Genomic DNA, 14,061 nt, shown 5'->3' with positions numbered 1-14,061 from the left:
GGGAGCGAAGTGTATCACGTGACATTACAAAAAGTGTACAACTCGACAAAAATCAAACACGCGTTTGAAAATGTATTGAAATTAACCAAAAGTCAGCGCAAACTTACAAAGTCGAACAATAAGACAACATAACTATAACATTCACTCTCTCAAGCAATCTCGGATTGCGTATCGCGGAGTTAGACATGATTTACCAATCAAATACTCTACAAGTAAAGGAACTGAAAGACGGCATCGCCGAGCTTAGCTTTTGCTCTCCAGGCTCAGTCAATAAGCTCGACCTTGCTACTTTAGAATCGCTCGATCAGGCGCTGGATGCACTTAAAGACCATTCAGGCTTGAGAGGGCTGATTCTCACCTCGGATAAAGACAGCTTTATTGTGGGTGCGGATATCACCGAATTTCTTGGCTTGTTTGCAAAGCCTGAAGACGAACTGGACCAGTGGGTGCAGTTTGCAAACAGTATTTTCAGTAAGTTGGAAGATTTGCCCGTTCCGACTCTATCAGCAATGAGCGGTCACGCTCTGGGTGGTGGCTGCGAATGCGTTCTGGCTACCGATTTTCGTATTGGTGATGCCACTACCAGCATTGGACTACCAGAAACCAAGTTAGGCATCATGCCGGGCTTTGGTGGCTGCGTCAGGTTGCCTCGTGTTATCGGCGCAGACAGCGCCATGGAAATCATCACACAGGGTAAAGCTTGCCGAGCTGATGAAGCGTTAAAAGTTGGACTGCTGGACGCCATAGTAGATACCGAATCACTTCGCCAATCGGCGATCACGACCGTTTCCCAAGCTGCAGACGGCACTCTGGACTGGCAAAGCCGCCGTCACCAGAAAACATCAGCCCTCACCTTGAGCAAAATGGAAGCCATGATGAGCTTTACCATGGCCAAGGGCCTGGTTGCGCAAAAAGCAGGTCCACATTACCCAGCACCGATGACAGCAGTAGTCGCAATTGAAGAAGCGGCTCGCAGCGCAAGAGACGAAGCGCTTGATGTTGAACGCAAACACTTTGTTAAGCTCGCCAAATCAGAAGAAGCCAAATCTTTGGTTGGTTTGTTCCTGAATGACCAATATATCAAAGGGCTGGCGAAGAAATCCGCCAAGTCCGCATCGAAAGATACAGCACGTGCCGCGGTACTCGGCGCTGGCATCATGGGGGGCGGCATCGCTTACCAATCGGCTCTGAAAGGTGTGCCAGTGATGATGAAAGATATCGCACAGGCATCTCTCGATTTAGGTATGACGGAAGCATCGAAACTGCTGAACAAGCGTCTGTCTCGTGGTCGCATCGACGGGTTTAAGATGTCTGGAATTCTGGCTTCGATTACCCCAAGCTTGCACTACGCAGGTATTGAGAGTTCCGATGTCATCGTAGAAGCGGTTGTAGAAAACCCGAAAGTTAAAGCAGCAGTGTTGAGCGAAGTGGAAGCTTTGGTTGATGACAATACTGTGATCACCTCCAACACTTCAACCATCCCCATCAACTTGCTGGCAAAGTCGCTGAAGCGACCAGAGAACTTCTGTGGTATGCACTTTTTCAATCCGGTACATCGCATGCCTCTCGTCGAAATTATCCGAGGTGAGCACACCTCAGAAGAGACCATCAATCGCGTTGTGGCGTACGCTGCGAAAATGGGTAAATCCCCGATCGTAGTCAACGATTGCCCGGGATTCTTCGTCAACCGCGTGCTCTTCCCGTACTTCGGCGGATTCAGTCAATTGCTGCGCGATGGCGCTGACTTCACCAAAGTCGACAAAGTCATGGAGCGCAAATTCGGCTGGCCAATGGGTCCGGCGTATTTGCTTGATGTGGTCGGGATTGATACCGCTCATCACGCCCAGGCTGTTATGGCAGAAGGCTTCCCAGAACGAATGGGTAAAGAAGGCAAAGATGTCATTGACGCGTTGTTTGAATCAGATCGCTACGGTCAGAAAAACGGCACAGGTTTTTACCAATACAGCGTAGACAAGAAAGGCAGACCAAAGAAAACGTTCAGCGATGAAATTCTCCCTGTTATTTCCTCTGTCTGTTCTGATCAACAAGCTTTTGACGAAGACACCATCATGCAACGTATGATGATTCCTATGATCAACGAAGTCGTGTTGTGTTTAGAAGAAGGCATTATCGCCTCTCCTCAAGAAGCCGACATGGCATTGGTGTACGGATTAGGTTTCCCACCATTCCGAGGTGGTGTCTTCCGCTACCTAGACAGCATCGGTATTGCCGAGTTTGTAGCAATGGCAAAACCATACGCGGACCTCGGTGCTATGTATCAGCCACCACAAATGCTGATCGACATGGCGGAAAGAGGCGAAAGCTTCTACCAAACTCAACAAGCTGGCACGTTATAACCCTCTTTGGAAAAGGAATCTTAAAATGAACAATGTAGTGATCGTTGATTGCCTTCGAACCCCAATGGGTCGCTCCAAAGGCGGGGCATTTCGCAATGTCCGTGCAGAGGATCTCTCTGCACATCTGATGAAAGGAATCTTAGAGCGTAACCCTCAGGTTAACCCATCTGAAATTGAAGACGTTTACTGGGGGTGTGTTCAACAAACCCTGGAGCAAGGGTTTAACGTCGCGAGAAACGCCGCGCTGCTCGCTGGTTTGCCTATTGAAGTAGGCGCGGTGACGGTGAACCGTTTGTGTGGCTCTTCCATGCAAGCACTGCACGATGCATCGCGCGCTATCATGGTGGGCGATGCCGATATCTGCCTGATTGGTGGTGTCGAGCACATGGGGCACGTCCCTATGACGCACGGCGTTGACTTCCACCCTGGCTTATCCAAAAACGTGGCCAAAGCCGCGGGGATGATGGGTTTAACGGCTGAGATGCTGGGTAAACTTCATGGCATCAGCCGAAAGCAGCAAGATGAGTTTGCAGCACGTTCTCACGCTCGTGCCTACGCCGCCACGCAAGAAGGCAGGTTCAAAAATGAAATCTTGCCGACCGAAGGTCATGCGCCAGATGGCTCATTGATGCTGCTGGATTACGATGAAGTGATTCGCCCAGAAACAACCGTCGACGGATTATCTCAGCTTCGCCCAGTATTTGACCCTGCAAACGGTACGGTAACCGCAGGGACATCATCTGCCCTGTCGGACGGCGCGTCTGCGATGCTGGTAATGAGTGAGAGCAAAGCCAAGGAACTTGGATTGAACATTCGTGCGCGCATTCGCTCTATGGCGGTTGCAGGCTGCGATCCATCCATCATGGGTTACGGTCCAGTTCCTGCGACCAAAAAAGCACTCAAGCGTGCCGGATTGTCGATTGAAGATATGGATGTCATTGAGCTGAATGAAGCCTTTGCAGCCCAATCGTTACCATGTGCGAAAGACTTAGGCTTACTGGATGTGGTTGACGAGAAAGTGAACCTTAACGGAGGCGCTATTGCATTGGGTCACCCACTGGGTTGTTCAGGCACTCGTATCTCGACAACCCTGATCAATTTAATGGAAGCAAAAGAAGCCAAATACGGTCTTGCGACCATGTGTATCGGTCTCGGACAGGGCATCGCAACGGTGTTTGAACGAGTCGATTGAAGCTCACCTACCTCCTAGAATCAACAAAGCCAGCGTTCAAACGCTGGCTTTCTATTATCAAACAACGAATTAGAGTCACTTCACGCTTTTATCATTTCCGTTGATATGAACATAGTTTCTAACTGTCAGAGATTATAAACTGCGCTTATATTGATCATTGCCATATAAATTCAAATAGTTACAAGCGCAATATCATCAAAACACCGTTAGGCAGTCTAATAATAATTCTAACGACTAAATCATTTGTTGGCTCTGAACCCCCACTTACCCCTGTTATGTGTACAGGGCACTGAAAGTGCGGGTATCAAAAATTTAGAAATACTCAAGTATTCAAAGGCTAGGTACCATGAACATTATTAGAACCGCAACACTGATCGCGGCGCCCTTATTGCTTTCTGCGTGTGGAGGAGGAGGGGACAGCTCGACACCGTCAACCCCTTCTACACCTAGTACTCCTTCAACACCAAACGTGGCTCCCGTGATAACCACAAATGGCGACAAGGTGGCATCTGGTGCACAAACTGTCATTCTGTCAGCCAACATCTCCGACTCGGATAGCGGTATTGCCTCTTACAAATGGGAACAAGTTTCAGGTCCAGCCGTCACTATTTCTGAGATCAATGGCACTATGGTGTCTTTCGTTGCCCCCTCTAATTCACAACAGCAAACTCTGGTATTCAAGCTGACGGTTACGGATACCCAAGGGGCAGTAAGCAGTGAAACAGTCACTGTCACAGTAAATGCAACAATCTCCACAAACCGTGCACCAACTATTGCTCCTATTGCGGCTCAAACTCTTAGACCCAATGTCAGTGCCAGTATTACAGGCAACGCTTACGACTTAGACGGTCATATAGTGAAGTATCAGTGGGTACAGCGATTTGGTACCAGTGTCACATTGACCAACTCGGATACTGCGCAACTTTCCTTTACTGCGCCGTCAATTACTCAAGCTGAGTGGCTAGAGTTTCAGCTCACCGTCACAGATAACCAAGGTGCAACGACCAGCCAGCAAGCTCGGGTGCATGTAAAGCCTAACCAAGCGCCTGTATTTCACTTTATTGGTGATGTGACTACAGATATTAACCAACCCGTGACTATTGCGGCTTCTGCCTACGATAGAGATGGCAGCATCCAATCCTATCGCTGGGAGCAAACCTCGGGAACGAACGTCACAATTGCTAACCCGGATTCGCAAACCTTAAGCTTCACATCTCCAACCCTAAACAGAGAAGAAACCCTGACGTTTAAAGTTACAGCGACGGATAATGAAGGAGCAACGGGTTCGAGAACGGTTGATGTGACTGTTCAGAACGCGAGTAATTTGATTTCCAACCTGACGTTTGAAAATAACCTCAATAAGAATTGCATGGATGTCATCGCACAAAACAAAGGTTGGAAGTACATTGATGAAGTCACTGAATTTGGTTGCAGTTATAGTGGGTATGAAGCCACTGTAGCAGAGCTTTCTTCGCTCACCCGACTCTATATTGGTTCACTGAAATCTGCTACTGCCAGCTTAGATGTCTCACTATTTGACAATCTGAAATCCCTAACCATTAGCGGTCAGGCATCAAGTGCGGCTCAAAATGATAATATAACCCTATCTCAACATGCCAATCTTGAAGACGTTACTCTGAAACACTTAGGTGAAGGCAGCATCGTTGTATCTAACAACCCTAAGCTAAAAACCATCACCTTAGATAATGTCCGCTCAAGCACCATAGATTTATCCCGAAACACACAGCTCAATTACATTTCGTTGCTTGCAAATCCCGAGCTAACAAGTTTAAACGTGTCAAATAACTCTGCCTTGGACACGTTTTTAGTCAGAGACGCCTCTTCGCTTTCGGGAATTGATATCGCGAGTACCCCCGCACTGCGTCGATTGACGATTATGCGATCATCGCTCGAAACACTAGACCTAAGTAATAACGCAAGCTTAGAGCAGCTAGTTATCGCAAATCTCAAAGGTCATTCTTTATTTGATGGTAAGCTCCATACGATCACACTTCCTTCATCAAGCCGTCTCCAACAAGTAGTGATTAAATCTAACAAACTGATCACCATCAACACAGCACAACTTCCAGCTCTCAAGGTGTTAGTTTTACCCTTGAATGAACTCACCAGTATTGATTTGTCGTCTAATGTGGCGTTGACTCATTTGTCCTTGCAAGGTAACCCACTAACAAGCCTCGATTTAACCAACAATTCGCTTTTGAGCCACTTGAATATCAGTGAAACAGGTAGCGCGGTTATCAATATTGACCACCTCTCAGAGCTAACAGAGTTGTTTATCGCAAACAAAGGTCTGAGTACATTTGCCACCCAACTGTACCCTAAGTTGATCAAGCTAGTTTTATCGACTAACCCAATTACCACGATTGAACTGGGTAATCTGCCTCTTCTGCGACAACTGAGACTCAACGAGACCCAAGTCGATACTATTGATGCCTCATCTGCTTCTCAATTGATCTATCTAGAAGCGAAATCAACGCCACTAACTTCTATTGAACTTCCGACAGAAAAGGGCACTCTCGCTTGGCTACGACTTAGCTACAACCGCCTAACCAGCCTTTCTCTTAACGGCTACTCCCAGCTATCTGATTTACATTTAGCGGGTAACCAGCTCAGTAGCATTGATGTAAGTACTCTCTCAAACCTCAAAACGCTGCACGCAGGTGCCAACCTGTTTACGGACCTCGATATCAGCCAAAACAGCCTTCTCACGTGCCTTTCGGTCTATGATAGTCAACTAACACAAAGCGCCAAAGACTCCCTCAACCGCTATGTCTCTGAGTTTGAGAACCTCGATGCAATAACCTACACCCAAGCCACCAGCGAAGGGCAATGTGGATACGACCCTTATACTCCGGCCCCTTAGTCACATCGCTACCTCCAACTTCGGTTGGAGGTAGCATCTTCAAAACCAGCTTCACTTCAAGCTTTTCACGCTATTCCATGAACTTTTGATGAAACACCTATCTAGACAACTGCTCACACTTGTCTAGACATCTCTTATCAAGCCTTTTAACAACAGACTTTTAAGCGAATTACCAATATTTCGCTGCATTTTTCTGACATTTCGCTGCAATAAAACCGTCATTTCACGCTAGCAGGATAGAGCCGAACAAAATAGAAGGTTCGCTCTATGGACAGCATCGTTACCGTCACGGATTTAAACAAAACATTTGGCAAAAACCGTGCACTGAACAGTATCAATCTGGATCTCACGCACCGTGGTATGACGGCGCTTTTAGGTCCTTCGGGGTCGGGAAAGTCGACTCTGTTGCGCCACCTCAACGGGTTAATGGCTGGCGACAAAACCGACGCGTCGGGTGACATCCGTATTATGGGTCAGCCCGTTCAACAGTCGGGCAAAGTGAATAAGCAGATCCGCGCCACTCGCTCGCAAGCTGGCTTTATCTTTCAGCAATTCAATCTGGTCAATCGCCTGTCTGTCATGACCAACGTTTTGATAGGGGCGCTCAGCGAAACACCTTGGTGGAGAACCGTCAGCGGGCAATTCACCATAGAACAGAAACGCAAGGCACTGGAAGCACTTGATCGCGTCGGCATGGCAAGCTTTGCGCATCAGCGAGTTTCTACCCTTTCTGGTGGTCAGCAACAACGCGTCGCCATTGCAAGAGCACTGATGCAGGACGCCAAAATCATCTTCGCCGATGAACCTATTGCCTCACTCGATCCCGAATCGTCTCGTGTGGTGATGGAATTACTTCAGCAGATCAATCAACAAGAAAACATCCCTGTCATTGTGACACTTCATCAGGTCGAGCATGCACTTAACTATTGTGAGCATGTTATCGCTCTGCGGGATGGGCACATTTTTTACCAAGGCAGTAGCAACGGGCTGACATCGAGCCAGCTTGAAGCGCTGTATCGCGGAAAAACAGAAGAAGCGGGCGTGATTGTGGAAGGCAACTTCGCAGGTTCACCGGCTCCTTCGCCAGCAATTGAACTTAATCAACCTACAGTCAACATTCAGTCAAAAGGAATCTGAACATGTTACGTGTACTTCGTAAGATCTCAGTGGGTATCGCTTTAGCAGCAACGGCGCTTGCGCCAGCATGGGCAGAGGAAGCCCCTCTGAAAACTCTGAACTTCGGCATCATCTCGACCGAATCTCAGCAAAACCTAAAAGCATCATGGACACCATTTTTGGATGATATGAGCAAAAAACTGGGCGTTGAAGTGAAAGCTTACTTCGCTCCCGATTACGCAGGCATCATTCAAGGCATGCGTTTCAACAAGGTCGATATCGCATGGTATGGCAATAAGTCGGCCATGGAAGCTGTTGACCGTGCGGGCGGTGAGATTTTTGCTCAGACTGTCGATGTAGAAGGGAACCCAGGGTACTGGAGCCTGTTAGTTACACACAAAGACAGCCCAATTAACTCAGTTGAAGACATGTTGAAAAACCGCTCAAACCTAGCGTTTGGTAATGGCGACCCAAACTCAACATCTGGCTTCCTGGTTCCGTCTTACTATGTGTTTGCGAAAAACAACGTTCAACCAAGTGAATTCAAGCGTACTTTGAATTCTAGCCACGAAGTGAACCTGTTTGCGGTTGCCAACAAGCAAGTGGATGTCGCGACCAACAACACTGAAAACTTGCGTCGTTTCGAGCGCAACAACCCAGACAAGTTCAAGAACATCAAAGTCATCTGGAAATCTCCGCTGATTCCAGCCGACCCAATCGTATGGCGTAAGAACCTGCCAGAAGCAACCAAAACCGCGGTTTACGATTTCTTCATGACATATGGCACAACAGGCAACGCAAAAGAAGTAGCGGTGTTGAAAGAGCTGGACTGGGCACCGTTCAAAGCCTCTTCAGATCTTCAACTTCTCCCAATCCGTCAACTGGCTCTGTTTAAACAGCTTAACAAGCTCGCGACCGATAAGAAGTTGGACAAATCTCAGATGGAAGAAGCCAACAGCGTGAAGTCCGAACTGGCTGCGCTGAACCGCCAAATGGCGGCTTTGGATGCCATGGAATAACACTCAAACCCAAGTGGGGCGAACCTGCCCCACTTCTTACAAAGAAAAATGAGAACAAACATGGACACCAATATTTCGATGGATGCCTTAAATACCTCTCAGAGCCTCAGTCAGAAGCTGAAACAGCTTGCGAGCCTGATGGTCATCGCTCTGATACTGGCTTGGGCGTGGCAAGGTGCAGAGATGAACCCGGTTCAACTCATCGCCGACTCCAGCAACATGGCAGAACTCGCCAGTGATTTCTTTCCCCCCGATTTTTCACATTGGGACCTGTATGTGGAAGAAACTTTAATCACCATTCAGATTGCGATTTGGGGCACCGTCCTCTCGGTTATTTTCTCTATCCCACTTGGGCTGATGTGTGCTGACAACATTGTGCCGGCTTGGGTTTATCAACCGACTCGTCGCTTGATGGACGCCGCACGTGCCATCAATGAAATGGTGTTTGCCATGCTCTTTGTGGTCGCGGTGGGTCTGGGACCTTTTGCTGGTGTCTTAGCACTGTTTGTCCACACCACCGGTGTGCTTGCCAAACTGTTTTCGGAGGCGGTAGAAGCCATTGATTTGGGACCTGTTGAAGGGGTGCGTGCAACCGGAGCCAACAAGCTGGAAGAAGTCATTTATGGCGTAATTCCACAAGTATTGCCTCTCTGGATCTCATTTACCTTGTATCGGTTTGAATCCAACGTCCGCTCAGCAACGGTTGTCGGCATGGTGGGCGCAGGGGGTATCGGAGTGCTGCTTTGGGAAGCCATTCGCGGATTCCAGTTCCAGCAAACCGCCGCCATCATGCTGGTCATCATTGTAACAGTGAGCCTGATTGACTTCGCCTCTCAGCACATTCGTAAGGCGTACATCTAAAAAATTTGTCTGAACTTGTCTAGACAACCAGGCAGCGTTGGTCGGAGGAAAACCCCATGCAACTCTATATGGACATCGCCAAACAGCTCGAACAGGAAGTACACAGCCAGTTTAAAGTGGGCGACTTTCTTCCTTCCGAGTCGCGTCTGGCAGACCGATTTCAGGTCAACCGCCACACCGTCAGGCGCGCCATTGATGAGCTGGTCTTTTGTGGGTTGATTGAGCGCCAGCAAGGCAGAGGCAACCAGGTCATTCGTCAGCCTTACGCCTACCCGCTCAATCAGGGCGCGTACTTCACGCACAACCTGACCAAGCAAGGCTATATGCCAAGGTGCGAAGTATTGAGCCGTCAATTGATCACCGCCAGTGAACACCTAGCCAAAGTTCTGAACATTGAGTTGGATGCTCAGCTCATCAAGCTCACCACACTCAGAGTGATTGACGGATTGCCATGCAGCTTGATTGAGCATTACCTCCCTAACACCGACTGGTGGGGACCATTGCAATATTTTGAGAGTGGTTCACTGCACAACTACCTCCACCAGCAATTGGATACGGAACTTATCCGTCAATCCACCAAGCTTCGTTCACGCATGCCCAATCGGCAGGAACGAAAGCAACTCAAACTCTCGGAGAACATTCCGCTGATTATTTTCCGAACGGTAAATGTGGCAAGCCAGACTGAACAGGTCATGGAATATTCTTGCTCCTACACCCGCTCGGACATGATTGAAATCGTATTGGAGCATTAACCATGAGCACGACGACACAGTCGGAGCGACAGAGCTGGATGTCAGTTCTCGCTCGGACCGACTTCTTGCACCTTAAAAAACTGTGGGAGCCGCTGAATCTATCACCCGACCATCAGGTGATTCGCGCTCCGGAAACTGGCTTAGTTCAGGTTCAGTCCCGAATGGGCAGCACAGGAAACCCATTCAACATGGGCGACATGACCGTCACGCGCAGTGTAATCAAACTGGCGGAAGGTGAGATGGGTTACAGCTACGTCAAAGGTCGCAATAAAGAACATGCGCACCTTGCCGCGTTGATCGATGCCTTGATGCAAACCCCAACTTACAGCCCAGCTTTGCAACGACAGATTATTGAACCCTTAATGGCCACGATGGAAGAACACGTACGCGCAAGACGCCAACAAATCGCCACCAGCAAAGTGGAATTCTTCACCATGGTGAGAGGAGAAGACGAATGAAATTCGTAAAACCCGGTTTTAACGACCCGATTCACGATGCCCAATGCGTTTTCCGTCTGGTTTTAAATGCCGTGTCGATGCCTGGCAGCACTCAAACCATGCCAAGCGATTTATCGTTTGGCGGCGCGAACAGTGCAACTACGCAGATTTTATTGGCGTTGTCTGACAGCACCACACCGATTTGGTTAGCTGAAAACTTTCTCGAAGACACAGAGCTTACACAAAACCTTCAGTTTCACGCCAATGCACCCCTGACATCACCTGCTGAAAGCGTCAGCTTCGCGCTATTGGATCATCAGCAAACCATGAACATAAACGACTTTTGCTGGGGCAGCGCTGAATTTCCAGAAACCAGCACCACCCTACTGATTCAGGTCACCAGCTTACAAAAAGGGACACCTTTGTCTCTGCAAGGTCCCGGCATTGATGGGCACAAGAACATTCAGGTTGAAGGCATTCATCCGGATTTGTTGGCACAGATTCAAGACATTCATTCGTCGCAGCCACTGGGTATCGATGTATTGCTTACCTGCGGCTGCGAACTGATGGCACTGCCTCGCACAACCCAAATCACCCAATTAAACACGGAGAGTTCGCCATGTACGTAGCAGTAAAAGGCGGCGAGAAAGCCATTGAGTCGGCACACAAACTCCAAGACAAAAAGCGTCGAGGAACAGGAGCAGAGCTGAGCGTCAGCCAAATCGAAGAACAATTGAGTGGCGCGGTCGATCGCGTGATGACCGAAGGGGGCATCTACGATACCCAGTTGGCTGGTCTGGCACTCAAGCAAGCCAGTGGCGACATGATTGAAGCCATTTTTCTGTTGCGCGCCTATCGCACCACGCTGTCTCGCTTCGCCACCAGTAATCCAATTGACACCAGCAATATGGAAATCGAGCGCCGCATTTCCGCCACGTTTAAAGACTTACCCGGCGGGCAGGTCTTAGGTCCGACGCTGGATTATACCCATCGCCTGTTGGACTTCTCGCTATTAGCCGAAAACGACACTTCTGAAATAGAGACCCAAGACATCGCAAACGAGCTGGAAGTCTGCCCGCAAGTGATGTCGATATTGGAGCATCAGGGCTTAGCCAGACAAGAACTCGACGAAGGGGAGACGGCAGAAGACATTACTCTGCACCCTCCGACGTATCCGGCAACCCGCAGCGCGCGATTGCAACAGCTGATGCGTAGCGATGAAGGCTTCTTGCTGTCGATGGGCTACTCAACTCAGCGAGGCTACGGGCGAAACCACCCTTTCGCTGCCGAGATTCGTACCGGGCAAGTCACGGTATCTCTCTGCCCTGAAGAACTGGGATTTGATATCGACATTGGCGATATCGAACTTACGGAATGCCAGATGATCAACGGATTCACCGGCTCAAAAACCGTTAAGCCGCAATTTACCCGCGGCTATGGCGTGGCGTTTGGTGCCGCAGAGCGCAAAGCCATGTCGATGGCACTGGTTGATCGTGCCTTGCAAGCGGAAGAGCTGGATGAACCCGTTCAGGGACCCGCGCAAGATCAGGAGTTTGTGTTGTCTCATGGCGACAACGTCGAAGCCGCAGGTTTTGTTTCCCACCTCAAGCTGCCGCACTACGTGGACTTCCAGTCGGAGTTGGAGCTGATACGCAAACTCCAGAAGGAATACGAGTTACGCCAAACCCAGCAGGAAGAATCAGACCATGAGTAATTCGACGCAACAAAGTCATGCATCAACACAAGACGCACCTGAACTTGCTCTGACGAGCAATACTCAGGCAATACAGGGCTACAACTATGGCTACCTCGATGAGCAGACAAAACGTATGATCCGTCGCGCCATTTTAAAAGCCGTTGCCATTCCGGGATATCAGGTGCCATTTGGCGGTCGCGAGATGCCTATGCCTTATGGTTGGGGCACAGGCGGTATACAGATTACTGCGTCCATTATCGGCACCGACGACACGCTCAAGGTGATTGACCAAGGAGCAGACGACACCACCAATGCAGTGTCAATTCGCAAATTCTTTGAAAAAGTCGCCCACGCCGACACCACAGAGAAAACCGATTCCGCCAGCATTATCCAAACGCGTCACCGCATTCCAGAAAAGCCACTCAAAGAAGGGCAAATTCTGGTGTATCAAGTGCCGATTCCAGAGCCATTGCGCTTCTTAGAGCCGAGAGAAACGGAAACCCGAAAAATGCACGCGCTAAGTGAATATGGGATCATGCACGTGAAGCTTTATGAAGACATAGCCCGTTACGGGCACATCTCGACCTCTTACGCCTACCCGGTCAAGGTGAACCAGCGATACATCATGGACCCGTCTCCGATTCCAAAATTCGACAACCCGAAAATGGATCGCATGTCGGCGCTGCAATTGTTCGGAGCTGGTCGGGAAAAGCGCATTTATGCCATTCCTCCATTTACCGATGTAAAAAGCCTCGACTTCGAAGACCACCCATTTGAAGTGCAACGCTGGGAAGAACCTTGTGCCCTTTGTGGAGCAACACACACCTTCCTTGACGAAGTAGTGACCGATGATCAGGGCAGCCGAATGTACGTTTGTTCCGATACCGATTATTGCGCCGAACAGCAGGAGAAATTGTCATGTTAAATCACGCGGAATGTGTCTCTCCTTCGTCTGTTGTCGAGAGCCAAGTAAATGAATCACCTCTTTTGAAAGTTACGGAATTATCCAAACTCTACTCACCGGGCAAAGGCTGTCAGAGCATCAATCTGGAACTGTATCCGGGCGAGGTATTGGGCATTGTCGGCGAATCCGGCTCAGGGAAAAGTACCTTGCTACGCGTATTGTCGGGAAGGGAAATGCCCGATGCTGGTCATGTGGACTACCACAATGGTGACTCCGTGATTGACCTGTACAACCAACCCGACCGAGAGCGTCGCCGATTGCTGCGTACTGAGTGGGGCGTGGTTCATCAGCATCCAATGGATGGGCTAAGACCCCGCGTGTCGGCGGGGGGCAACATTGGTGAGCGGTTAATGGCGATTGGCGATCGCCACTATGGTCAGATCCGTGCACAGGCAGAAAAGTGGCTGCACGATGTGGAGATACCACTTGATCGCATTGACGACTCGCCAATTACGTTTTCCGGCGGCATGCAGCAACGGCTGCAAATTGCGCGCAACTTGGTCACACACCCCAAATTGGTGTTTATGGATGAACCGACTGGCGGTCTCGATGTGTCTGTTCAGGCAAGACTGCTCGACCTGATTCGCAATCTGGTCACCAATCTGGGGCTGTCCGTGATTATTGTCACTCACGATCTGGCCGTCGCAAGGCTACTGGCTGATCGCCTGATCGTGATGAAAGAAAGCCGCATTGTCGAAACCGGGATTACCGATCAGGTATTGGACGATCCTCAACACCCTTACACCCAGTTATTGGTGTCTTCTGTGCTTCAAGGATAGCCCC

At 49.3% G+C, this 14,061-nt stretch carries 12 protein-coding genes; all 12 read left to right on the top strand.

Annotated elements, in window-relative coordinates:
* The first annotated feature begins 185 nt into the window (after positions 1-185).
* The 12 genes from fadB to phnK all read left to right on the top strand — a co-directional run bounded on the left by fadB (position 186) and on the right by phnK (position 14,057).
* Positions 186-2,357 carry a fatty acid oxidation complex subunit alpha FadB gene (gene fadB, locus INR79_RS00165; protein WP_223095485.1) on the top strand — a complete coding sequence of 724 codons (2,172 nt, stop codon included), beginning with the start codon at positions 186-188 and terminating at the stop codon, positions 2,355-2,357.
* 25 nt (positions 2,358-2,382) lie between these two features.
* On the top strand, positions 2,383-3,549 hold the full coding sequence (gene fadA, locus INR79_RS00160; protein ID WP_223095483.1) for an acetyl-CoA C-acyltransferase FadA: 1,167 nt from the start codon (positions 2,383-2,385) through the stop codon (positions 3,547-3,549).
* A 346-nt stretch (positions 3,550-3,895) separates the two neighbouring features.
* Positions 3,896-6,433, top strand: a complete 2,538-nt coding sequence (locus INR79_RS00155) for a leucine-rich repeat domain-containing protein (protein ID WP_223095481.1) — start codon at positions 3,896-3,898, stop codon at positions 6,431-6,433.
* 267 nt (positions 6,434-6,700) lie between these two features.
* Positions 6,701-7,570, top strand: coding sequence for a phosphonate ABC transporter ATP-binding protein (gene phnC / locus INR79_RS00150; protein ID WP_022549492.1), 870 nt, complete (start codon positions 6,701-6,703; stop codon positions 7,568-7,570).
* A 2-nt stretch (positions 7,571-7,572) separates the two neighbouring features.
* Positions 7,573-8,568: a phosphonate ABC transporter substrate-binding protein gene (gene phnD, locus INR79_RS00145; RefSeq protein WP_223095479.1), complete on the top strand. Its 996-nt coding sequence runs from the start codon at positions 7,573-7,575 to the stop codon at positions 8,566-8,568.
* A gap of 78 nt (positions 8,569-8,646) precedes the next feature.
* Complete coding sequence (gene phnE / locus INR79_RS00140) at positions 8,647-9,429, top strand: phosphonate ABC transporter, permease protein PhnE (RefSeq protein WP_038143002.1); 783 nt, start codon at positions 8,647-8,649, stop codon at positions 9,427-9,429.
* A gap of 56 nt (positions 9,430-9,485) precedes the next feature.
* The gene (phnF, locus tag INR79_RS00135) at positions 9,486-10,181 is read left to right on the top strand and encodes a phosphonate metabolism transcriptional regulator PhnF (RefSeq protein WP_004400179.1); all 696 of its coding nucleotides are present in this window, start codon (positions 9,486-9,488) and stop codon (positions 10,179-10,181) included.
* A 2-nt stretch (positions 10,182-10,183) separates the two neighbouring features.
* Entirely contained in the window at positions 10,184-10,639 is a 456-nt protein-coding gene (phnG, locus tag INR79_RS00130) for a phosphonate C-P lyase system protein PhnG (protein WP_022549490.1), read from the top strand.
* The gene (gene phnH, locus INR79_RS00125) at positions 10,636-11,247 is read left to right on the top strand and encodes a phosphonate C-P lyase system protein PhnH (RefSeq protein ID WP_223095477.1); all 612 of its coding nucleotides are present in this window, start codon (positions 10,636-10,638) and stop codon (positions 11,245-11,247) included. Before phnG ends, phnH begins: the two co-directional genes overlap by 4 nt.
* Positions 11,238-12,332, top strand: a complete 1,095-nt coding sequence (locus INR79_RS00120; RefSeq protein WP_223095475.1) for a carbon-phosphorus lyase complex subunit PhnI — start codon at positions 11,238-11,240, stop codon at positions 12,330-12,332. The genes phnH and INR79_RS00120 overlap by 10 nt, the downstream gene beginning before the upstream one ends.
* On the top strand, positions 12,325-13,239 hold the full coding sequence (locus INR79_RS00115) for an alpha-D-ribose 1-methylphosphonate 5-phosphate C-P-lyase PhnJ (RefSeq protein ID WP_262415364.1): 915 nt from the start codon (positions 12,325-12,327) through the stop codon (positions 13,237-13,239). Before INR79_RS00120 ends, INR79_RS00115 begins: the two co-directional genes overlap by 8 nt.
* On the top strand, positions 13,233-14,057 hold the full coding sequence (phnK, locus tag INR79_RS00110) for a phosphonate C-P lyase system protein PhnK (protein ID WP_223095473.1): 825 nt from the start codon (positions 13,233-13,235) through the stop codon (positions 14,055-14,057). The genes INR79_RS00115 and phnK overlap by 7 nt, the downstream gene beginning before the upstream one ends.
* The last annotated feature ends 4 nt before the right edge of the window (positions 14,058-14,061 follow it).

It is taken from the genome of Vibrio sp. SCSIO 43132 (assembly GCF_019904195.1).
Lineage (GTDB): Bacteria > Pseudomonadota > Gammaproteobacteria > Enterobacterales > Vibrionaceae > Vibrio > Vibrio nigripulchritudo.
Note: the sequence above shows the minus strand (reverse complement) of the source record. Positions and strands in the feature narration are given on the sequence as shown.